Origin of the sequence: Flavobacterium sp. ASV13 (assembly GCF_000745775.1) — a bacterium.
In the GTDB taxonomy this organism is placed as follows: domain Bacteria; phylum Bacteroidota; class Bacteroidia; order Flavobacteriales; family Flavobacteriaceae; genus Flavobacterium.
The window spans coordinates 368204-392667 of sequence record NZ_JQJY01000003.1 but is presented as its reverse complement, the minus strand read 5'-3'; the positions used below and the strand labels follow the sequence as shown (position 1 = coordinate 392667).

The 24464-nt window shown below is 33.8% G+C and carries 18 protein-coding genes; 11 read left to right on the top strand and 7 right to left on the bottom strand.

Features of this window, described 5'->3' with window-relative positions:
* Positions 1-69: 69 nt before the first annotated feature.
* From GQ47_RS09030 to GQ47_RS08995, 8 genes are all read left to right on the top strand, one after another.
* Positions 70-2985, top strand: a complete 2916-nt coding sequence (locus GQ47_RS09030) for an FAD-binding and (Fe-S)-binding domain-containing protein (RefSeq protein ID WP_035647449.1) — start codon at positions 70-72, stop codon at positions 2983-2985.
* Between the two features lie 56 nt (positions 2986-3041).
* Positions 3042-3869, top strand: coding sequence for an alpha/beta hydrolase (locus GQ47_RS09025; protein WP_035647447.1), 828 nt, complete (start codon positions 3042-3044; stop codon positions 3867-3869).
* A gap of 283 nt (positions 3870-4152) precedes the next feature.
* Positions 4153-5634, top strand: a complete 1482-nt coding sequence (locus GQ47_RS09020; RefSeq protein ID WP_035647446.1) for a glycoside hydrolase family 10-like protein — start codon at positions 4153-4155, stop codon at positions 5632-5634.
* Positions 5635-5647: 13 nt separating this feature from the next.
* Positions 5648-8149 carry a beta-N-acetylhexosaminidase gene (locus tag GQ47_RS09015; RefSeq protein ID WP_035647444.1) on the top strand — a complete coding sequence of 834 codons (2502 nt, stop codon included), beginning with the start codon at positions 5648-5650 and terminating at the stop codon, positions 8147-8149.
* A 3-nt stretch (positions 8150-8152) separates the two neighbouring features.
* Positions 8153-9457, top strand: a complete 1305-nt coding sequence (locus GQ47_RS09010) for a serine hydrolase domain-containing protein (protein ID WP_035647441.1) — start codon at positions 8153-8155, stop codon at positions 9455-9457.
* Between the two features lie 158 nt (positions 9458-9615).
* Entirely contained in the window at positions 9616-10755 is a 1140-nt protein-coding gene (locus tag GQ47_RS09005; RefSeq protein ID WP_035647440.1) for an exo-beta-N-acetylmuramidase NamZ family protein, read from the top strand.
* Positions 10756-10895: 140 nt separating this feature from the next.
* Positions 10896-12758, top strand: coding sequence for a TonB-dependent receptor plug domain-containing protein (locus GQ47_RS09000; protein ID WP_035647438.1), 1863 nt, complete (start codon positions 10896-10898; stop codon positions 12756-12758).
* Positions 12759-12903: 145 nt separating this feature from the next.
* A complete protein-coding gene (locus tag GQ47_RS08995; RefSeq protein WP_035647437.1) occupies positions 12904-13530 on the top strand; it encodes a response regulator in 627 nt (208 codons plus the stop codon).
* Here the strand turns inward: GQ47_RS08995 and GQ47_RS08990 are convergent.
* On the bottom strand, positions 13527-16577 hold the full coding sequence (locus tag GQ47_RS08990) for a ligand-binding sensor domain-containing protein (protein WP_035647435.1): 3051 nt from the start codon (positions 16575-16577) through the stop codon (positions 13527-13529). The genes GQ47_RS08995 and GQ47_RS08990 overlap by 4 nt on opposite strands.
* Positions 16578-16747: 170 nt before the next feature.
* Here GQ47_RS08990 and GQ47_RS08985 point away from each other — a divergent pair, with 170 nt between their 5' ends.
* Complete coding sequence (locus GQ47_RS08985) at positions 16748-17308, top strand: NAD(P)-binding domain-containing protein (protein WP_035647432.1); 561 nt, start codon at positions 16748-16750, stop codon at positions 17306-17308.
* A gap of 197 nt (positions 17309-17505) precedes the next feature.
* Positions 17506-18147 (top strand): NAD(P)H-binding protein, encoded by a 642-nt coding sequence (locus tag GQ47_RS08980; protein WP_035647430.1) that lies wholly within the window; start codon positions 17506-17508, stop codon positions 18145-18147.
* A 92-nt stretch (positions 18148-18239) separates the two neighbouring features.
* Here GQ47_RS08980 and GQ47_RS08975 read toward each other — a convergent pair whose 3' ends face one another.
* The gene (locus tag GQ47_RS08975; protein WP_035647428.1) at positions 18240-18482 is read right to left on the bottom strand and encodes a 2TM domain-containing protein; all 243 of its coding nucleotides are present in this window, start codon (positions 18480-18482) and stop codon (positions 18240-18242) included.
* A 220-nt stretch (positions 18483-18702) separates the two neighbouring features.
* Between GQ47_RS08975 and GQ47_RS08970 the strand changes: the two genes are divergently transcribed.
* Entirely contained in the window at positions 18703-19278 is a 576-nt protein-coding gene (locus GQ47_RS08970; RefSeq protein ID WP_035647426.1) for a Crp/Fnr family transcriptional regulator, read from the top strand.
* A 1-nt stretch (position 19279) separates the two neighbouring features.
* Here the strand turns inward: GQ47_RS08970 and GQ47_RS08965 are convergent, their stop codons facing one another.
* The 5 genes from GQ47_RS08965 to zwf all read right to left on the bottom strand — a co-directional run bounded on the left by GQ47_RS08965 (position 19280) and on the right by zwf (position 24457).
* A complete protein-coding gene (locus GQ47_RS08965) occupies positions 19280-20389 on the bottom strand; it encodes an alkene reductase (protein ID WP_035647423.1) in 1110 nt (369 codons plus the stop codon).
* A 25-nt stretch (positions 20390-20414) separates the two neighbouring features.
* Entirely contained in the window at positions 20415-21200 is a 786-nt protein-coding gene (locus GQ47_RS08960; protein WP_035647421.1) for a DJ-1/PfpI/YhbO family deglycase/protease, read from the bottom strand.
* 330 nt (positions 21201-21530) lie between these two features.
* A complete protein-coding gene (locus tag GQ47_RS08955) occupies positions 21531-22100 on the bottom strand; it encodes a Crp/Fnr family transcriptional regulator (protein ID WP_035647419.1) in 570 nt (189 codons plus the stop codon).
* 127 nt (positions 22101-22227) lie between these two features.
* Positions 22228-22944: a 6-phosphogluconolactonase gene (gene pgl, locus GQ47_RS08950; protein ID WP_035647416.1), complete on the bottom strand. Its 717-nt coding sequence runs from the start codon at positions 22942-22944 to the stop codon at positions 22228-22230.
* Entirely contained in the window at positions 22928-24457 is a 1530-nt protein-coding gene (zwf, locus tag GQ47_RS08945) for a glucose-6-phosphate dehydrogenase (protein ID WP_035647414.1), read from the bottom strand. The genes pgl and zwf overlap by 17 nt, the downstream gene beginning before the upstream one ends.
* Between the last annotated feature and the right edge of the window lie 7 nt (positions 24458-24464).

The window sequence follows — 24464 nt, the reverse complement described above, 5'->3', positions numbered from 1 at the left end:
CGTCAGGTTTAAAATTATACAGCCAATATCGACTTTCAAATTAACTTCCAAAAGCAATACAACCCAATAATGCCTGATTTAATTCAATTACAACAACTATCAGATTCCTTAGAAGGAACTCTTTTTTATGATGATCTTCATAAAAAACTGTATGCCACAGATGCTTCTGCTTATAGAATTATGCCGGAAGCCGTTGCTATTCCTAAAACTGAAGAAGATATTGTAAAAATTATTCGCTTTGCGTCAGAAAATAATATTTCAATAACACCAAGAACGGCAGGAACTTCTCTGGCGGGACAAACAGTTGGAAACGGAATTATTGTAGACGTTTCTAAACATTTTACCAAAATTGTTTCTTTTGATGCCGAAAAGAAAACCATTACAGTACAGCCCGGAGTAATTCGCGATGAATTGAATTTGTATTTAAAACCGCACGGATTGTTTTTTGCGCCAACGACTTCAACAACCAATAGATGTATGATTGGAGGAATGGTTGGAAATAATTCATCTGGAACAACTTCAATTCGCTATGGCGTTACTAGAGATAAAATAGTCGAAATAAAAGCAGTTTTAAGTGACGGAAGTATTGCGGTTTTTAAAGATTTAACTTCTGCAGCATTTATTGAGAAAACAAAAGGAGATTCTTTAGAAAGTAAAATCTACAAAACAATTTACGAAGAACTTTCAAACGAAGAAAATCAGAAAGAAATTTTAAAAGAGTTTCCAAAACCAGAAATTCACAGACGAAATACGGGTTATGCGATTGATGCTTTACTGAAATCAAAACTTTTTTCGGGTACAGAAGATACAATCAATTTAGGAAAATTGCTTTGCGGAAGTGAAGGAACTTTGGCATTTACGACAGAGATAACTTTAAAAGTAGACGATTTACCGCCAACCAATAATATTATGGTTGTGGCGCATTTTAATACCATTCAGGAAAGTTTAGAAGCAGTCGTTACCGCAATGAAACATCATTTGTACACTTGCGAAATGATGGATGATACAATTTTAGATTGTACCAAAACCAACAGAGAGCAAGCTAAAAACCGATTTTTTATTGTGGGTGAACCAAAAGCAGTTATTATGCTTGAAGTTGGATCACACATTAGTATGGAAGATGCCGAACTACAGGCCGATGCATTAATTAAAGAACTACAGGATAATAACTTTGGATATGCCTTGCCAAAAATTTACGGAGAAGATATTGATAAAGTAAATGAGGTAAGAAAAGCAGGTCTGGGACTTTTAGGAAGTATTGTTGGAGACGACAAAGCAGCTGATTCTATTGAAGATACAGCGGTAGAATTGAGCGATCTTCCTAATTATATTGCTGATTTTACGGCAATGATGGAAAGACACGGACAAAGCGCGATTTATTATGCGCATGCCGGAGCGGGAGAGCTGCATTTGCGTCCGAAAATAAATTTGAAAACAAAAGAAGGCTTGCATCAGTTTAGAAATTTATCTACTGAAGTAGCGCATTTGGTGAAAAGATACAGAGGTTCGTTAAGTGGTGAACATGGCGACGGAATTTTAAGAGGAGAGTTTCTGCCTTTTATGATTGGCGATAAAAATTACGAACTGCTAAAACGAATTAAAAAAGCATTTGATCCTAATACCATTTTGAATGTTGGGAAAATCGTAAATGCTTCCAAAATGGATGAAAATCTTCGTTTTGAAGCAGGAAGGGTAGAACCAGAGATTAAAACGATTCAGGATTTCTCGGATAGTTTAGGGGTTTTGCGTGCTGCCGAAAAATGTAATGGTTCTGGAGATTGCCGCAAATTGCCTTCGGCGGGCGGAACTTTATGTCCGAGTTATCGTGCCACAAGAAATGAAAAAGATACTACGCGTGCACGTGCGAATGCTTTACGTGAATATCTAACAAATTCAGAAAAAGAAAATAAATTCGATCACGAAGAATTATATAAGGTTTTTGAATTATGTGTAAGCTGTAAAGCCTGCGCAAGCGAATGTCCAAGTAATGTAGACGTAGCGACTTTAAAAGCCGAATTTTTATACCAATATCAAAAAGCAAACGGATTTTCTTTCCGAAATAAAATATTTGCTTTCAATTCTAAACTAAATGAATTTGGAAGTATTGCGCCATCTGTTACCAATTGGGTTTCCAATCTTTCATTTGTTAAAAAACGTATGGGAATTGCACCTGAAAGACAAGTGCCTTTATTGGCTCCAAAGACTTTTAGAAAATGGTACGAAAAGAATAAAAAGCTTAATACAGCGGATTCTTTTGAAAACGGCAGCATTTATCTTTTTTGTGATGAATTTACCAATTATTATGATGTTTCAGTCGGAATTGATGCCTACGAATTGTTTACGAAATTAGGTTACAACGTAATTATAATCGATCACGAAGAAAGCGGAAGGGCTTTTATCTCAAAAGGTTTTCTGGAAGAAGCGCAGGAAATTGCCAATAAAAATGTCAATACGTTCAAAAATATAATTTCTGAAAACACGCCTTTAATCGGAATTGAACCTTCTGCAATATTAACTTTTAGAGATGAATATTTGCGATTAGCCGGTGATAAAGAAAGTGCTGAAAAATTAGCCAAAAATACGTTTACAGTTGAGGAATTTTTCAAAAGAGAAATTACAAACGGAAAAATTCATTCGGGACAATTTTCTGAAAAAGAGAAAAATATCAAAATTCATGGACATTGTTATCAAAAGTCGTTAAGTACAGTTGAAGCGTCTTTTGCGATGCTGAATGTTCCAAAAAATAATACGGTTACGATTTACAATTCTGGATGTTGCGGAATGGCGGGTTCATTTGGATACGAAAAAGAACATTACGAAATAAGTATGCAGATGGGAGAAGATACGTTGTTCCCGAAAATCAGGACAACAGAATTATCAACTGAAATTGCCGCTGCAGGAACCAGTTGTCGTCATCAGATTTTTGACGGAACGAGTAGAAAAGCCATGCATCCCGTGACTATTTTAAAGGATTGCCTGAAATAATTTTTTTGTACTTTACTAGTGCTTTTCAAAAATAGTATTTTATAAAAACAGCAGTTATGAAAAAAACAATTTACACCTTTTTGTTCGCATTTCTAATTTTTACAGCAAGAGCAGCAAAGGTTGATACTTTACAAGTTTTTAGCGCTTCGATGCAAAAGAATATTAAAACTTGTGTCGTAGTTCCGGATAATTATAAAAAAAGCAAGAAAGCATTTCCGGTTGTTTATCTGCTTCATGGCTACAGCGGAAATTATCGTTCTTGGGCAAAAGATTTTAAGGAACTCGGAAAACAAGTCGATCAATATGGTTTTATAGTAGTTTGCGCCGACGGAAATTATGGAAGTTGGTATTTTGACAGTCCAATAGATCCGAGTTTTAAATATGAAACTTATGTTGTAAAAGAATTGGTTCCTTTTATTGACAAACAATACAAAACCATTGCAGACCGTAAAGCAAGAGCCATTTCAGGTTTGAGCATGGGCGGACATGGCGCATTGTATTTATCTTTCAAACATCAGGATGTATTTGGAGCTGCGGGAAGTATGAGCGGAGGAGTGGATATTCGTCCGTTTCCTGAAAATTGGGATATCAAAAAACGATTAGGATCAATTTCTGATTATCCTGAAAACTGGAATCAAAATACAGTAACAAATATGCTGGATTTGGTAAAAGACAATAAATTAAAACTGATTATTGATTGTGGAGTTGATGATTTTTTCATGACTGTAAACAGAGAACTTCATGCAAAAATGTTGGCTCTAAAAATAAATCACGATTATATTGAGCGCCCTGGTGAACATAATTTAAAATATTGGGAGAATTCCTTAAAATTTCAACTGTTGTTTTTTTACAATTATTTCAATGATGCTGAAAAAACAAAGTAAACGATAAGTGTATTGCGGTTTTTTTGTCAATTTACCGTGAGACATAAACTTTGGTTGGTTATCCTAACAGGTTTTAAAGCCTGTTAGGTTTTTTTCAGCCACAGATTAAAAGATTAAAAAAGATTTTTTTTTACTACAAATTAAATCTATTGAATCTGCTTGATCTGCGAGAGAAAAATAGCCACTAAAGATTAAAAAAAAAAGTAAAACTTTGCGAACATTGCGTAAACCATTGCGCACTTTGCGGTTAAATAAACTATACTAACTACCTAAAATAATAATTATGAAAAGCATAAAAATTATGATTTTGGTATTGCTGATTCAAACCAAAATTTTCAGTCAGCAATCTCCAAAAAGAGAAATGCGAGCAGCTTGGATTTCTACTGTAGAAAATATCGACTGGCCGTCTAAACCTGGTTTGTCAGATAAAGAAATGAAAAACGAAATGATTGCTATTTTAGATAATCTTCGTTCGTATAATCTTAATACCGTAATTTTTCAGATTCGCCCTACTGCCGATGCATATTACAAATCTACAAAAGAACCAGCATCACATTGGATAACAGGAACGCAAGGTGTTGCGCCAGGTTTCGATCCGTTACAGATGATGATTGATGAAGCAGGAAAACGCGGAATGAACGTTCATGTTTGGCTGAATCCGTATCGTGTTCAGAAAGATACCGTGAGAGATGTGCTTTCAAAAGATCATTTATATTTTAAAAGACCAGACCTTTTCTTGACGTACGGAAAAACAAGGTATTTTAATCCGGGTTTAAAAGAAACCAGAGATTTTGTGGCTTCTGTTGTTGGCGAAATTGTTCGTAAATATGATATTCAAGCAGTTCATATGGATGATTATTTTTATCCATATAAAATCGCTGGACAAGAATTTCCAGATGAAAAAACATTTGCCAAAGAACCGCGTCAGTTTAAAGATAAGGACGATTGGAGAAGAGACAATGTCGATTTAATCATCAAACAAATCAGAGATACTATTATTGCCAATAAACCAGAAGTTGAATTCGGAATTTCGCCTTTTGGAGTTTGGAGAAATATCGCCAAAGATTCTGAAGGTTCTAAAACTGTTGCCGGAGCTACAAATTATGATGATTTGTATGCGAATATCTTAAAATGGCAAAAAGAAAACTGGATCGATTATGTAACACCTCAAATATATTGGCACATTGGTTTTGACCGCGCCAATTTTGAAGTTCTGGCAAAATGGTGGGCAGAACACAAATATGGAGCAAATGTTTACGTTGGTCATGGTGATTATAAAATTTCAACTTCGGCGAAAGAACCTGAGTGGAGAAGCCCTGACCAAATCGTAAAACAAATTGAAATGATTCGCAAAATGCCTCAAATTGAAGGTTCTATGCATTTTACAGCTTCTACTTTTTTGAAAAAAGGAGATACGCTTAGAAATCCTCTTCTTCAAAAAGAATACAAATACATTGCTTTAACTCCAGAAGCAAACAGAATTACAAGATTAAAACCAGAACCACCAACAAATGCAGTAATTGCAAAAAAAGGCGATAAAGCAGTTTTAACTTGGAAAGCAGCATTTAACGACAAAAAATATGTGATTTACAGATTTCTAAAAGGAAAAATAACTGATTTTTCAAATCCTTCAAATATTTATTACGTGACAACAGCTCTAAAACTAGAAGTGCCAAATCCAGATTTGGAAAACTACGTTTATGCGCTCACCGCTTTGAGTCAGACCCAGACAGAAAGCAGTCCGATTGAATTTTCAATAAAATAAAATATAAAAAGAGATGAGAAAAAATATTCTTCTATTAGCCCTATTTCTAAGTTCGCTTAGTTTTGTACAAGCCCAAAAATTAGACATAATTCCGAAACCTGTATCCGTTCAACAAAGTGCGGGACAATTTGTTTTTCCTTCACCATTAAAAGTTGTTGTAGACAAAAAACTAAAAAATAGCGTCGATTATATCACTGCAGATTTTTCAAAAAATACCAGAATTACCCCAATTGTTTCCATTGGAAAAAAACACGGAAAAAATAATATTTCATTTTTAGTAGATAAGAAATTGGATCTTCCAAATGAAGGTTATCAATTAGAAATAAACGAAAAAGGAATTTTCGTAAAAGGAAAAACGGATAAAGGTGTTTTAAACGGATTCCAGACTTTACTTCAAATTTGTTCTGCGAAAGAAGTTAAAAAAGGAGCTGTTCCATTTGTCAAAATTGAAGATTATCCTCGTTTTGACTGGCGCGGAATGATGCTCGATTGTTCGCGACAATTCTTCGATAAACAAACCGTAAAAAATTATATCGATTGGTTGGCCGCTCATAAAATGAATGTTTTTCACTGGCATTTAACTGATGATAACGGCTGGAGAATCGAAATCAAATCGATGCCAGATTTAACTCTAAAAGGCGCTTGGAGGGGCCCAGGTGAAGTTTTGCTTCCATCTTATGGTTCTGGAGACAAACGTTACGGAGGTTTTTATACACAAGAAGATATTAAAGAAGTCGTGGCTTATGCAGCAAATCGCGGTATTTCTGTAATGCCAGAAATCGAAATTCCGGGACATTCGCGTGCCGTAACAGCTTCGTATCCAGAAGTGGGCTGTGCGATAACGCAGGAACTAAAAAGTGTTCAGGGCGAAGTAAAAAATGTTTGGTGTGTAGGACGCGAAGAAAATTATGATCTTCTGGATTCGATTATTAGAGAAGTATCTGGATTGTTTCCTTTTGAATATATTCATATTGCAGGAGATGAAGTCAATCGTGCGAATTGGGAACATTGTCCAAAATGCCAGGCTTTGATGGCGAAAGAAGGATTTACAGATAGTTTTCAGCTTCAGAATTATTTCTTTAGAAGAGTTCAGAAAATTGTAGATAAATACCATAAAAAAACCGATGGATGGAATGAAATTCTGAAAGGTGGAGAAATCAACCCAAATACGCTTATTTCTGCTTGGCAGGGAATTAGTTACGGAATTGAATCGGCGAAAAAAGGGTATAAAACTATTATGATGCCAGGACAATTTCTGTATTTTGATATGGCGCAATCTGAAACGGAACGAGGTCATCGCTGGGCAGCAATTACTGATACAAAAAGAGCCTATTCGTTTGAACCAATTCCTGATGCAGATTTAACTCCAGAAGAGCAAAAAAATATAATTGGAGTTCAAGGTGCTTTGTGGAGCGAATATTTGGATCGTCCTGCAAGAATTATGGAATACCAAAGTTATCCGAGAATTAGTGCACTGTCTGAAATTGGCTGGTCTAAAAAAGAAGATAAAAACTGGGATGATTTTTATGGAAGATTAACCAACAGCCATTTAAAAAGATTGGCTAATATGGGAATTGCTTTCAGAGATTTTCCTCCAACAGCCATTTATAAAAACGGAATTATTACCGTAACGCCGCCTTATGAAGGAGCAATCGTGCGATTTGATAAAGACGGAAATGAACCAACTAGGCAATCGACATTGTACACAGGGCCAATTCAGACTAAAGATTATGAGCATTATATGTTTAGAGTTTTCTTCAATGAAACTTCGGCAAGTCCTGCGGTGAAAGTAGAGAAACTCCCTGTTGCAACTTGGAATACTTCAAAAGCAGAAGTTTTGACTATTTCTGAAAACATTTCGGAACATGTGGATAAAAAAGGGATTTGGTATTTGACATTTAATCCAACAGAGGATGGAGCAAATGGAACAATCAAAAATGTTTCGCTTTTTGAAAATGATAAATTAGTGCAGACATATGCAGACGAAAAAGGGTTAAAATCAAAACCTCGTTTGCGATTTTTGATTGAAAATTATAATGAAAAAAATACGTACAGATTAGATTTTACAGTCGAAAATAAAGAAGAAAAAAAATCTGCTGCAAATGTAAAATTCAACTGTTCGCCATATCAGGAACCAGAAGTGAAAGTGACTTCTTCAATGGCAGAAAATCCGAAGTTTCCAATTTTGAATCTGCAAGATTATAATGAAGAATCGTATTTGCGTACCGATGTTGCATGTAAAGAGGGCGACTGGATTTTATATACTTTTACCAATCCTGTAACATCTTCTAAAATTGATGTTTTAACTGGAATTCCGCATCATCCGAGATTTATCATTAATAATGGTTTTGTGGAGTTTTCATACAATGGAACTGATTTTATAAAAGGCGATAATTTCGATTACGGAAACGCATCAATTTATCCGAAACAGCCTGTAAAAGCGGTTAGAATACAAATTACAGGAACCAATAACGAGCCTTTGATGGCAGGACAGGACTTAAAAATTAATCCATAGACTATGAAAAATATTGGTATCAAAATTATAATTGTTTCCTTGATTTTCTTAGGAATAAATGGCTATTCTCAGGAAAACTCAAAACAACCAGATGGTTTAGAACGAAATAAAGTTTACATCGATTCAATGATGACAAATGCTCTGGAAAAAGGTTTTTTTCCAGGAGCACAAATTATCGTAGGAACTGGAGATTTTAACTTAATTTCTAAAAATTACGGTTATCATGATTATTCCAAAAAGCAATTAGTAAAATCAGATGACATTTTTGATCTGGCTTCGATGTCTAAAGTTTTAGGAGCAACGCTTGTAACAATGCGTTTGGTTGGAGATGGAAAAATTAAACTTACAGATCAAGTAGGTGAAATTGTTCCGATGTACAAAAACACTGCTATTTCGGATTTAACTCTTTTTGAGTTGTTGACACATACTTCTGGATTAACACCAAGTATTACTTTTTATCAGGCATTGCTTTCTACACCAGATAATTCGCCATTTTTGAGCAATCAAAAATCGGAGAAATATGTTGAGCCTTTTGATAATATGTATGTAAATAAAAACATTGTTTACGATTCAAAATATCTTGTTTTTGAGCCAAAGGAAAATTGGGTTCAGATTTATAAAAACATGTGGCTGAATCCAGAATTTTATCCATCGGTTTATGAAAGGATTGCGAAAGCAAATACAAATCCGAGAGGGAAATATTTGTACAGCGATTTAAACTTGCTTTTGGTGAAACAAATGATAGAAACCAAAACAGGAAAAAAACTCGATCAGTTCACAAGTGAAATTTATGCAGAATTAGGCATTTCAAAAATTGGATATAATCCGTTAAAATGGACTTCGATCGAAAATGTAATGCCAACTGAAGTAGATAATTTTTTCAGAAAAGATACCGTTAAAGGTTATGTACACGATGAAGCAGCAGCTATTTTTGGTGGTGTTTCTGGAAATGCAGGTTTGTTTGCCAATGCAGAATCGATTGCCGTTATCTGCAAAATGCTAATGAACAACGGAAATTATAAAGGAAAACAAATTCTAAAAGCCAAAGTAGTAAAAGAGTTTACAGATTCTCCGCTTGCTAAAGAAGGAATTTACAGAGGCTTAGGTTTCGATAAAAGAAAACCTGACGAGTTTTTTACAAAAGATGATTTTGGACATACAGGTTTTACGGGAACTTTTTTCTTTATGAATAGAAATACAAACCGATTTTTAATCATTTTGACAAATCGAGTTAACCCAACAAGAACAAACAGATTAATGTACAAAGATGATTTTAGTGCCAAAATCTGGAGACAAATTAATAGGTGATTTTTTTTCGCCACGAATTGCTTCGCCTGTTCGCTATCGCTCGAGTCACGAATTATTTCAAATAATTGGTGTAATTCAACATGCTTTTTAAACACACAGATTATAAAAAAAATAATTCGTGAATTCGTGGCGAAAAAACTTTAACCCAAAATATTCACATGAAAAATATAATAATCTGCATACTAATTTCAGCAGTTTCTTTTGCGCAGCAAATAAAAACAGGAGCTGAGAATTCTGAAAAATATTTGTCATTATTAAAAGGCAAAACCGTTGGAATCGTAACCAATCAAACTGGAATTATTACTAAAGAAAAACATTTAGTCGACTTTTTAGTAGAACAAAAGATAAAAATCAAAACCATTTTCGCTCCCGAACACGGCTTCAGAGGAACTGCAGACGCAGGCGAAAAAGTATCTGACGAAATAGATTCTAAAACAGGTTTATCAATTGCTTCGCTTTACGGAAAAAATAATAAACCAACTCCAGAGCAATTAAAGGGAATCGATATCATGATTTTTGATTTGCAAGATGTTGGAACCCGACTATATACTTACGTTTCTACAATGCACAGAATTATGGAGGCTTGTGCAGAAAATAATGTTCCGCTAATTGTGTTGGATCGCCCGAATCCGAATATTGCGATTGTTGACGGACCAGTTTTGGATATTGCATTTAAAAGCGGTATCGGAATGCATCCAACGCCTTTGCTGCACGGAATGACTTTGGGGGAAGAAGCAAAAATGATTAACGGACAAAAATGGCTGAAAGATGGAATTCAATGTAATTTGACTGTAATTCCATGTTTGAATTATAACAGAAAAAGTTCTTACAGTTTGCCAGTAAGACCTTCGCCAAATTTGCCAAACGATCAGGCAATTAATTTATATGTGAGTTTGTGTCTTTTTGAAGGAACAAATGTGAGCATGGGGCGCGGAACCGAAAAACAGTTTCAAATTTACGGTTCGCCAGATCTTCCAAAAAGTAATTTTGCTTTTACTCCAAAACCTAATTTTGGTGATAAAGATCCTTTGTATAATGGAGTAGAATGTAATGGCGAAGATTTATCTGCAATTCCGAGAATAAATAGATTAGAAATAAAATGGCTTATTAAAGCATACCAAACCACAGCAGATAAATCGAAGTTTTTTGATAAAAGGAAGTTTTCAATTCGCGCAGGAAGCGAAAAACTGCAGCAGCAAATTGAAGCCGGAATCTCAGAAGATGAAATTAGAAACAGTTGGAAAGAAGGTTTGGCGGAGTTTAAAAAAATGAGGTCTAAATATCTGATTTATAAATAATAATAAATTCGTTTGCTTTGCTTTCATTTTGAGATTTAAATCGGGATTATAAAAAAACGTTCACGACTTGAATAATTATAAAAATGATTTGCTTGGTTGGAACAATAAGGTGTTACTTTTGCAAAAAAAAGTAAGCCAAAATGAAAAAACTCTATATTGCTGTTTTAACAGTAATTTGTAGCAATTTTTACGCACAAACCAAGAAAGATTCCATTAATGAAATGGATGAAGTCCTTATAAATGAAAACCGTTTTAGTACTCCCATTTCTAAACAAAACAGAAATGTGTACATCATTTCAAGTGAAACCATTAAAAAACTTCCGGGAAGAACACTTCAGGAGGTATTGCAATATGCTAACGGAGTCGATATCAGACAAAGAGGTCCGTTCGGGACACAAGCTGATATTAGCGTTGATGGTGGAAGTTTTGAGCAAACCGTAGTTCTTTTAAATGGAGCAAAAGTAATCGATTCGCAGACTGCTCATAATATGCTGAATCTGCCTCTTCCGGTAGAAGTTATTGAAAGAATTGAAGTCGTTCGCGGACCAGCTGCCAGAATTTACGGAATTAATAGTTTAACCGGAGCGATCAATATTATTACTAAAAAAACAAAAGATTCTGGATTTTTAGTAAGCACTTATGCCGGTTCTAATTTTGAAAAAGATACGCAGGATACCGGAGATACATTTTATGGAACCGGAATTCAGGCAGGCGCTGTTTTAGGGAAAGAAAAACAACAACATTTGATTTTCGCTTCGCACGATAAAAGTAACGGATATCGTTATAATACAGCATTTGAGAATAATAAAATTTTCTATCAGGGAAATGTTCAAATCAATGATAATAACGAAATTTTAGGTTCTGCGGGTTACATCAAAAACGGATTTGGCGCAAACGGATTTTACGCGGCACCCGGCGATATAAATTCGACAGAAATTGTACAAACGACTTTTGCTAATATTCAGTCAAAACATTCGATTACAGAGAGCTGGAAAATTATGCCAAGAGTTACTTACAGATACAATTATGATGATTATCGTTATTTAGGAAACTCAAATTTGGCGGTTGGAAGAAGTCAACATTATACCAATTCAATTGCTGCAGAATTGAATTCTACTGTAAAGTTGTCTAAAGGTGAAATTGGTTTTGGAGCTGAGTTCAGAAACGAAGATATTCATTCGTCAAACATTGGAGATCATGACCGCGAAAATGTCGGATTGTATGCAGAATACAGAACTAGTTTCTTCGAAAAATTAGACATTAATTTAGGAACTTATCTCAATTATAATTCAGATTATAAATGGCAAATTTATCCGGGAATCGACGCAAGTTATGCCATTACAAATGAATTTAAAATTATTGGTAATGTTGGCACAAGTCAAAGAATTCCATCGTTTACAGATTTATATTTGAAACAAACTGGAAATATCGGAAATTCGGATTTAGATTCAGAAAATGCTTTTCAGAGTGAAATCGGATTCAAATACAATAAAAAAGCGTTGAGTTTTAATGCGAATTATTTCTACAGAAAAATTGATAATTACATCGATTGGATGCGTAATTCCACAACAGTGCCTTGGCAAAGTCAGAATACAGGAGATCTAAATACAAACGGAATAAATTTGCGTGGCACTTACAGATTTGATTTCTCTAAAGATGCCAGATTAAATATTCTTTTAGCCTACACGTATTTGGATTCAGAATTCAAAAGTTCACGTACAGAAATCTATTCAAAATATCTTATATCGTCTTTAAAACATCAGATTACGAATACAATAGATTATCAATACAAAGATTTTTCTATCTTATTTGCAACACGTTTTAACGAAAGAATTACAGGCCCTTCTTATTGGATAAATGATTTTAGAGTAAGTCAGTCGATTCATAAATTTACGATCTTTTTAGACGCCCAAAACATCTTTAATGCTACTTATTATGAAGTTGGTGCGGTGCCGTTGCCTTCTAGATGGTTTACTTTAGGAGTGAAACTGGTGACTTTTTAAAGTTTGATTTTTTAAAAATAGAAAAAAGGAATAGTGAATTTGCTATTCCTTTTTTTGTGCTTTGATTCTGCGAAAAAGTTTTTCGTTAAAAATTTAATTGTTTAAAAAATTGTGTGTTAATTTGACACTAATTCTTTTTCTTTTTATGAAGCAAATTTTAATAATTGATGATCATTTGGTGGTACGAAATGGAGTTTCGATGGTTTTGGAAAAACAAATCGAAAATGTAGAAATTTCGCATGCTGAAAATTTCTTTGAAGCGCTTGCAATTTTAAGAGAAAAACCAATTTGTTTAGTGATTTTAGACATCAATATTCCAGGTGGAAAAAATACCGGAATGATTAGTGATATTAAAGCAATTCAGTCGGGTGTAAAAATTCTGGTTTTTTCAGCTCATGAAGAAGATCAATATGCTTTGCAATATATTTCTGCTGGCGCAAATGGATATCTGAATAAACTCTGCAGTGAAGAAAAAATGATATTTGCCATAAACTCAATTTTTGAAACTTCGACTTATGTGTCTTCAGAACTTGTGAGTAAATTATTGGAAACAAGAGTTACCAAAAAAACTAAAAATCCACTGGAAAGCCTTTCGAAAAGAGAACTTCAGATTGCCGAAATGCTAATAAACGGTAACGGAAATCTCGAGATTTCAAATATGCTTAATATACATATGTCAACCGTAAGTACTTATAAAGCCAGACTTTTTGAAAAACTTAAAATTACAAATTTAGTCGAACTGATCAATCTTTTCAAAACTTACGAATATTAATCATATTCAACAATTATTTCAATTGCAGTTCCTTCATCAAGAGTACTTGTGATATTGATATTTCCTTCAATAATTAAAAGAAGCTCAATAATCATATGCAGGCCTAAATGATAATTTTTGACAATCGGGTTTTTGTAAAAATCCATGTAATAATCAATTAGTTCCTTGCTCATTCCTCTTCCATTATCAATAATTGTGATCATTAGTTTATTTTCTTTAGTTCCCGAAAATAATTCTACGTGACCATTTTGCGAGTTTTTTAAAGCGTTATCTACCAAATTATGAACAATGATAGATAATGCTTTTTTATTTGTTCTGATACGAAGATTTTTATCAACGCTATTTATGATTTCTATATTTTCAGCTTCGGCAATTTTTTCAAAAATGTCAATTTTTTCTTTAATCAGTTCATATAATGAATAGGATGCATCTTCCAATTTTTTCCCTTCAATAAAAATGGAGGAATATTTGATTAAATTTTCAACATATTCATAAAGTTGTGTAGTCGACATTTTTATTGTTCCTACATGTTTTTTTAGTTTTGCATCATCTTGAATGGTTTCATTTTCAAATAAATGGCTAATAGAATTGGTCAGGAATTTTAAAGGACTTTTAATATCATGGCTGATACTTTTTACTAAAGTTTCTTGTTGTTTGATTTCTTGTTTTAAATTGTTTTTTGTCTTCTGCAGTTTTTTTACTGTCGCAGCTAGTTTCTTTGTTTTTTCATCAATAACCTGTTGTAATTTTATGTTTTTTCGTTTGATATAATACAATCGTACATACCAGATGAAAATTACAAATGCAATAAATAAAAGATAAGTCAAGAATGTAAACCAAGGGGTTTGATAAAAGTTGGCAGGAACTTTAAGCAATATTTTTTTGTAAACATATTGAGAACCAAATCCCGACAAGCTTCTTATCATTAATTTATATTCGCCTGGAGGCAAAGTAGTAAACGATATTGATCTCTCGTTTTTGATTCGTTCCCAACGACTATTTGGGGTTTTGTCCAGTTTTGCTTCAATATGCAAATTTTCAGGATTTCCATAATACGGATAAGCAATTAAAATGCTCACCCTTTGAAAATTGTTAGGAAGTATAATTTTTTCTTGAAGCGGAATTACTTTTTGGTCAACAATTACCCGATCTATAAAAAGTTCTTTACCTGGAAGCAAAGGCACAACTTTATACGGATTAAAAAAAACAAAACCATTTATTGATGGCAAAGCAATAGTATTACTTTTAAGAAAATTGCTATTTGGCTCGCATCCTCCATTGAATTCATTGGTTAAAAAACCATCCGATTTGTTGTATTGATGATAATAGATTGCCTTTATTTTATTCTTACTATATTCAAGCAACGATTTTCTTGAAACCTGAAAAAGTCCTTTGTTGGTAGGAATCCAAAAAAAACCTTTTTTGTCTTCTACAATGCAATGTGATGCATTTAAATAATTGTCTTCATCAGTAGGAAAAGAATGAACCTTGTTGTCAGCATATAAAAAAAAGCCTTTTTCATAAGTAGTAAGCCAGATCTTTTTCTCGCTATCGATAAAAATACTTCTGATATTTATATTTTCGGAGTTTTTTACAAAAGAGAGTTTTCTGGAGTTTCTATTAAATTTAAAAAGCCCTTTTTCTGTTCCTAGAAGCAGCGTTTCACTGTCATATTGGGCAATGTAATTGATATTGTTTTTAAAAATGGCAACAAGTGAAATTTTTCCGTTTTTGATTGAATACAACTTCGCTTTTTTAAATTCAGTATTACCTAAACTAACCCAGATCGTATTTTGATCATCTTTGAAAATGGCCTTCGGATTTTGATCAAATTGATAAGTGAGATATTTTTTATAATCAGCACTTTTTAAATAGCACAAAACATTCCAGAGTCTTGAAATCCATATGTTTTTAGCATCATCTAGCGCAATGTTCACCTTTTCATCTAAAAAAACGGTTTTTGGAAAAGGAATACTGTCCTTGAATTTTTTGTTGCTGAATATCCGTCCGCTGGACGTTATAATTGTGCTGTCGCTAAAGGCATGAGCTGCATAATAAACTTCAGTTTTGTAGTTCTCTTTTTTTACCGAAGTAAAAGCAGGAAAGCTCACAATACACAAGCCGTTTGTATTGCTTCCTAAATATAATTTTTGATTGAGACGATCATAATAAATGGAGACAATATTACTGTTTTCAAATTCTTTAAACTCGATAATAAACTCGGCTGAAAGCTTATTATTCTGACCTTTTAAAAGATAAATTTTATTTTTGAAAGAAAGAAAAACCTGCCCCGTTGTAATGTTCCAGTAAATCTTATGGGGTGTTTTAAAAATTCCTGAATCCAATTTTCCTGAACTCTTTCCGTTTTTAGAAAAACAGTCATAAGTCCCATTATCTTTAAGATAAAAAAGATCATTTCCGATAGCAAAAAAGTTGAAGACGCTAGAATTTGGATAGGGAATTTTATATACGCTTTTCATTTTTGGATCGCAGAGTTCTACTTCCTGGGAATCCATGAAAAATATATTTCCATTTGAAATTTTGAAGCAAAATTGCTGAGAAGGATCAATTGAAAGATAGGAAGGAAGTCCGTCGTGAAAGTAAGAGTGCTGCCCTTTTCTGATAATGTTGGAAGCAGGTGGTTTCTGTTTGAAGATCTTTATTTTTCGGCCAGTAATTAAGGCTAATTCTTTTTTGCCTTGATTATAACAAAGCAAACTATCTTTTTCAATACTTCCAAAAATATCTGTAAAACGGCTTCCCTCTAAGTTTGTATTTGAGGAATTGAAAGCTGCAAAACTATTCCCATCATACCTGACCAAACCATTTTCGGTGGTCATCCAAATAAAATTATACTTATCTGGAACGATTGCTTTTATACTGCTCTGTGGTAGCTCATTATTATCTGCAGTATACCATCTGAAGGCGTAGTTTTCCTGACAAAAACCTTTCACTGCAGTTAGAAGCAGTAAAAGCCAGCAATAACGAAAAGTAGGGGATAACGTCATTTGTGCGATCAGATTTGTATGCACAAACATAGCAAACATAATTCAGAATTTTCAGTTTGTAGTTTTAAATCTACAAAATGTAGATTTATTGGTACGGCATTACTAATCAATCGATTACATTATAGGTTTATATTTGTTATGTAACCTTTTTACTTTAACGATTTAATAATTTTTATCAAAAATCAAAGTAGATTAAAAAATAAAAAAATATGAAAATTGGATTTATAGGAGTTTGCAGAACAACAATGGAATTAGCAGCAAGAGCAGCTAAATCAGGACATCAGGTTTTAATAAGCCACACTAAAAATAATTGCCACGCAAGAGATCTGGTAGGGATGATGGAAGGAAAGGTGAAATTAGTGAGCAAAAAAGAAGCAGCAAAAGCAAAAATGCTGGTATTATTTATTCCTCGCGAAGATATTCAGGTATTTTTATCTGATTTGCCTGATATGACTGAGAAAATTTTAGTGCATGCAAACAATCCAATTTATAGTTTAGAATGTTTGTCGCCAAGTCTGAATTTGAAATCTTCGGGTGAAATAATTGCGTCATTACTGCCTGAAGCTCATATAGTTAAAATACATAATATTGTGGATTCTGAAATTGCTCCGCCAACAATTAAAAAACAAACGACAAACGAATTGTTTTATACGGGAGCTAATTCTCAAGCAAAAAATAAGGTCAAAAACTTTTTAAAAACTTTAAATTTTTCAGGAATTGATTTTGAAGAAATGTATCTTGAGACTAAGTTTGCCTATTCGCCAAATTGAGCAGATAATTTAATGAAAAAAGGGGGAATTTTTTTTATTATCCTGGTCAACAGTTACTTTTTCAAATTACTTTATTAAAATTTAGGTTTTAAAGCTGCTTTTTAAGCAGTTTTTTTTTGCTTATTTTTAAACAATATTTCTTTTGATTTAAATTGAGACTTAAAAACAGAATTCTAATTTCTTAAACTTATTATACGATGAAAGCATTAGTAATTGGAGCAACAGGCGCAACAGGGAAAGAACTAGTTGAAAAGCTTCTGGATAATAATGATTACACTTCGGTTTCTATTTTTGTGCGTCGGTCAATAGGGCAATCTCATCCTAAACTCACAGAACATGTTGTTAATTTTTCAGAAGTAAATCAATTTGAAGATTTGATCAAAGGAGATGTCTTTTTTTCCTGTCTTGGCACTACATTAAAAGTAGCAGGTTCAAAAGAAAATCAATGGAAAATAGATTTTGATATTCCTGCTGCATTTGCGACAGCGGCCAGAAAAAATGAAGTAAAATCTTTTGTATTGGTTTCTTCCTATGGAGCTTCTGCCAAAAGCAATGTTTTTTATTCTAAAATGAAAGGAAAACTAGAGGATTTCATAGCCGATTTAAATTTTGAGCAGTATTTGATTTTTCGACCTGGACCCCTAATAAGAGAAAATACAGATCGCTGGGGAGAAAAAATTTCTGTCAAATTAATTAAAGCATTAAATGCAATCGGTTTGTTTAAAAATTTAAAACCGATTTCAACAGCATTTTTAGCAGAGAAATTAATAATTGCGCCCAAAAAACTTCCGACAGGAACTACTATTCTTGAACTTAATGCGATTTTAAATTTGGAATAAAAAATTCCCTGATAATAAATTTTAAAAAGCCTTGAAGACCAATTTCTTTAAGGCTTTTTAATACAATTGAAAGGAGATTTTTGTCTGTTTATTTAAGACAGGCGAGCATTAAGACTACTAATGTTTTTATTGAATACAAATACGCCTAAATAGTGAAAAACAATTCCCACTGCCCATGCTGGTGTAGACCAAAGTGGCCAAGGATATGTTGTGTTAGTCAAATACCAAGTTATAAATACAATTGGTGTAACTAATAAAAATACAAGAAGGTGGATTCTAAATCCTAATTTTGAATTCTTGTTTGCTTTTGCTTCGATGTTGAATTTAGTTTTCATTATTCAGTTTTTTAAAATTATTAGTAATAGAGTATTTTTTAAGTTATTGTTTGTAAATGATTGATTTTTAACTTATTTACATGACAAAGGTAGAGCTGTAATTTTGTTCATGCCATTGACTTTGGTTAAGAACGTTTCTTAGATATTTAATGAATGTAATTTTGTATTTAGAAGAATTAAATTTACTTTTAAGCAACTTATTTCTCTTAAAATCAATAGTATGGATGCCCTTAAGAACGTTATTACATCAGTTGTTCCAATGTCTGATGAAGAGTATAATTTTATGTTGCCAATTATTAGTAGAGTAGAAGTAAAGAAAGACACCGATATTTTGCAGCAAGGAGAAATCTGTCGTCACATCTATTTTATTGAAAGTGGTTTTTTCAGAATGTTTTATGTGGATTACAGAGGAAACGAAATCAACAGCAGATTTGTAAAATCAAATGATTTTCTAGTTGATTTTGCTAGTTTTATTACCCAAGGAACGGCCCATTATAGCTGCAGAGCGATGGAAGATTCGACCGTAATTGCTTTAGAATATGAGAAAGTCGAAAAGTTATATAACAGTTGCCCGAACTGGTCAAAATTTGGAAGACTGATTGCTGAATCTGCGTATCTTATTATTATCGAAAGACAGGAAATGCTTCATTTTCAAACTCCCGAAGAGCGATATAAAACAATCTTAAAAAAAGAACCTTATCTTTTTCAAATGGTATCACAGAATCAGCTTTCGTCTTACATTGGCATTAAGCCAGAATCTTTAAGCAGGCTTCGCAAAAGAATGATTGGCAAATAAATTAAGCGAATTGCAGTTCTTCATACGTTTTCCAGTCGGTATAACCGTGGTTTCCTAAACCGTAATGAAGATTTCTGTCTGGAGGAGTCAATTCCCAATTGTTTTCTAAGCGTTCGACTAAATCAGGATTTGAAATAAAGGGTTCGCCAAAACCTGCAATATCAATAGTTCCTGCATGAATCAGTTGTTCCGATTTTTCTCTGTTCATGCTTCCGGCCAAAATGATAACGCCATCATACCAAGTTCTAAAGCGTTCCAAAAATCCATCAGGCAATGCATGACTTCCTTTAGATTGCTGATCCATTAAATGCAAATAAGCCAAATTTCTTTTGTTTAATTCTTTAGCCAAATATTGATAAGTCGCTTCAATTTCATCATAATGAGGCAAATCTCCCAAACCTCCATAAGGCGTCAATCTGATGGCGGTTTTTTCGTGACCAACTGTCTCAATAAGAGCATCAATGGTTTCTAATAAAAATCGAGATCTGTTTTCAATAGAACCGCCATATTCATCTGTACGATTATTAACAAACGGATTTAAAAATTGTTCGATCAAATAACCGTTTGCTCCGTGAAGTTCAACGCCATCAAAACCTGCATCAATTGCATTTTTTGCTGCAGTTGCAAAGTCTTTTGTAATTTGTTTCACTTCAGCATTTGAAAGTGCTCTTGGTTTAGAAGAAATTACAGGACCTTCTTTTCCGTTTTCATCATAACCCCAGGCAAAAGAAGTTGTAGCCTGAATATCTGACGGACCAACAGGCGCAATTCCGTTTGGTTGATTTGAAGTATGTGAAACGCGTCCAACATGCCATAATTGTGTAAATATGGTACTCTCTTTTTTGTGTACTGCTTTTGTTACTTTTTTCCAGCCTTCAACTTGTTCTTTTGTATATAATCCCGGAATATAAAGAACACCTTTAGCCGTGTCAGAAATGGCGGTTCCTTCGGTAATGATTAATCCGGCTCCGGCGCGTTGTGCATAATACAAGGCGTTATCATCATTCGGAATTCCGTCAGCATTTCTTGCTCTTGTCATTGGAGCCATTGAAATGCGATTTTTTAATTGTAAAGAACCAATTTTAACAGGTTCAAAAATATTTGTTTTCATTGTTTTATGATTTAATTTTTTTGAATTATTTTTTAGCCAACCAGCTTTCTACAGCTTTAGAAAAATCGGCTACGTCGATTGGGTGTCTGCTTGTAATAATGTTTGAATCAACCACAACAGGTTGGTCAGAAACAATTCCGCCTGCGTTTTTAAGGTCAATTTGAATGTTCCAATATCCAGTAAGTTTTCTTCCTTTAAGAATATCAGCCGAAGCCAAAACAACTGGTGCGTGACATATAGCGGCAATCAGTTTTCCTGATTTATTAAAATCCTGAATGAATTTGATCACGTCTTTGTCATAACGAAGGTTATCTGGATTCCATGCGCCACCAGGAATAAATACAGCATCATAATCGCTTACTTTAATTTGATCTGCAGTTCTGTCAAATTTGATCCAGCCAACAGGTTGTAAATATTGAATCGCCATGATATGAGTTTTTGCCATTTCAGGAGTACTCAATCCGTATCTTGCCGGAGCCGGATTGAATTTTGGAGCGATGATGTCAACCTGAGCACCAAGTTCTCTGAAATACCAAACTGGTCCAGTAAGTTCAATTTCTTCAAAACCATCTGCAGCTAATACAGCGATTTTTTTGCCTTTTAATACGGTTTTGTCTTTTACAGGAGTAAAAAAGAATGCTCTCAAAGCTTCATTTCCCGGTGCATTTAATAATTGAGAAACGGGCATCACAGATACGTGTGAAGGAGTTGCTAATTGATTCATTACATTTAATTCATGATTTACCTGAGCTTCTGCACTTAATGCTGTGCCTACTAAACCTGCTGCAATAACTTGTTTTAAATTTTTCATGATTTCTAATTTTTTAAAATGTTGATAATTGTTTTTTATGAATTTATTTTTTGAATGTTTTCAGTTAATAATTTTTTATGCGAAATAATTAGCTTTTCATCTGAGACAAAGTTCCGTCAAGTTTAAAACCTGGCGGTTGACCGAACTCACTTTAAAAGTGTGATTCAAATCACACTTTTAAAAAAGCTTAAATAAGTAACTATTGATTACGGGGCAAAAGTAGATTTGCAGCGTCTTTAAAATCATTGACTTTGGTTAAGAATGATTTTTGCTGTTGAAGTGGGGATATAAAAAAAGCGTGATAAAAATCACGCCTGTATTTTGATATTATCAGCCATTATTAGAATACAGACGGCTTAAAGTTTCCCGACTGACACCTAAATATTCGGCTATATATTTTTTTGGAATTTTTTGCATTATGTTTGGATACAAATTGGCAAATTCTTCATACCTTTTTTTGGGATTGTTTGAAAGCAGCGAAATAATACGTCTTTGTTGTGCCGAATAACCGCTGGTTAATTTCATTCTAAAAAAGTGTTCCATTTTATGAAATTCCGATGCTAATTGTTCCCGGCCAGAAAGTGTCAGGCATAAAACTTCGGCATCATCCATGCAAACAATATTGATGTTGGATTCTTTTTGGTTGAAGAAAGCATTATAATCAGAGAGCCACCAATTTTCAAGAGCAAACTGCAAAATATGTTCTTTTCCATCTTTATCAATATGGAAAGCGCGAAATATACCTTTGACAATCCAATATTCAGAAGTCACTTTATCACCATCCTGAAGCAGATATTGGTGTTTTTTTACTTTTTTTTCCTTGAAGAATGTTTTGATATAGTCAAATTCTTCATTGGTTATCGGAGTAATTTCCTCTATATGTTTTTTCAGTTCATCCATCGAAGTAAATTTAATTAAACTTTTCGTTAGGATAAATAGTTTAGCAAATGAAAATCAATAAAATAAAAAAATCGCAATTATCAATTTTTAGATGATTGCGATTTAATAAGTTATTTTGAATAAAAAATTAATTCGTTCCTGCAGCAGCTTTATCTACCAAAAACAATAATTCACCAGAAACAGGTTTAATCAATTGCATTGGATATAAAGTCGGATTGTAATCTCCAGTTGTAACTTCTTTTAAAGCGTGTGTTTTTTTCTCGCCAAAAGCCACTACAACAATTTTTTCTGCTTTGTTGATTAATGGCGCAGTAAGTGTAATACGGTGCATTTTCTGTGGAGCTAAATAATAAGCGTCAACCCATTTGGTTTGTTCTTCTAAAACAGCTTCACCAGGGAAAAGAGAAGCGGTGTGTCCGTCATCTCCCATTCCTAATAAGATTAAGTCAAATTTTCCTTCTTCACCTAATATCTTTCTAAGGATTTGTTCGTAGGTAACTGCATATTCTTCAGGAGTAACGCCGTCTTTGTACATTTCGAAAATATTTTCCTGCGGAATAGCAACGTGGCTTAATAATGTTGCGTACGACATTTTAGCATTGCTCAAATCATCGTTTAACGGAACCCAACGTTCATCTCCCCAAAAAATATAAACTTTGCTCCAGTCTATTTTATTTTTGTAAGCATCAGAAGCCAATAATTTGTAAATCCCTGCAGGAGAAGAACCTCCTGTAAGTACAGCTGTAAATTTACCTTTTGCAGCAATCGCTTTTTGAGCAGATTCGACAAAAAGGTCTGCAGCTGTAACATTGATTTCTTCTGTGTTATTATAAATCTGTATCATTTAAAACTTCTTCTTTTGTTTGTGTATTCGGAATCCATTTGTGTCCTTGGCGCGCTAATAATTCATCAGCTTCTTCAGGTCCCCAGCTTCCTGCTTTATAATTTGGGAAATTTGTTGGAGCTACTGTTTTCCAAACTTGTTGAATTGTATCAATTGCGTCCCAAGCTTCTTCCACTTGATCCCAACGCATAAATAGAGTAGGGTCTCCTAATAGTGCATCTGCAATCAATGTTTCATAAGCTTCTGGCGACATTGTTGAACAGGCAAAATAATCAAAAACCATTTCTGCTGGTCTTAAAGCCAATGATAAACCTGGCTTTTTGGTCATGAACTGCAGTTTAATGTCCATTGCAGGCTGAATGTTGATAATCAATCGGTTTGGCGTCATTCCTTCTTTTCCATAAGAAAATGAAGAATGCGGAACCGGTTTAAACTGAATAATGATTGAAGATTGTTTTTCTTCCATTCTTTTTCCTGAACGCAAATAGAACGGAATTCCCTGCCATCTCCAGTTGTCCAGATAAATTTTCATTGCCACGTAAGTTTCTGTATTAGAATCTGGTGCAATGCCTTTGTCCTGACGGTAACCCGGAACAGGAACTCCTTTTATTTCACCAGCATCGTATTGACCTCTTACTATATAATGATCCACTTCTTCTGGTTTGATTCGGCGAATCGATTTCAAGACATCTGCTTTTCGGTTACGAATGTCATCTGCATTTAATGATGCAGGCGCTTCCATAGCCGTCATACATAAAATTTGTAGCAAGTGGTTCTGAATCATATCTTTTAATGCTCCAACACCTTCATAGAATCCGCCTCGTTCTTCAACGCCGACTTCCTCTGCTACGGTAATTTGGACAAAATCAATAAAATTACGGCTCCATAATGGTTCAAACATCGAATTTCCAAAACGGAAAGCCAAGATGTTCTGAACGGTTTCTTTTCCTAAATAGTGATCGATTCTGTAAATCTGCTCTTCTTTGAAAGTCTGTGAAAGCATTTCATTAAGTGCAATTGCAGAAGTTTTATCATATCCAAAAGGTTTTTCAATAATAATACGATCTTGTTTTGGATTCGCCGCAAGTCCGATTTTCTTGATATTGCTCGAAATAGTTGAAATGAAAGAAGGCGTAATTGAAAGATAAAAAAGACGATTTGCGCGTTCTCCAAAAGACTGATCAAAGCCTTCAATTTTCTCGTTTAATCCAATATAGGATTCTTCTTTGTCAATATCTAAACTATGATAGGTTATGTGCGAAAGGAATTTTTCTGTTTCTGGATCATCAATTCCTTTTCTTCTTGAAAAAAGAGCCAGATTTTCTGCTACATAAGCGCGAAAATCTTCATTTGTTTTTTCTGCTCTTCCAAGAGCAATAATCTGGAACTTTTCAGACATACGTCCGTCAAGGTACAGATTTTGAAATGCGGGAAAGAGCTTTCTCTTTGCCAAATCTCCGGTTCCTCCAAAAATGACAATGATTGTTGGATTCTTTAGTTTATTTTTAGTCATTGTGTGT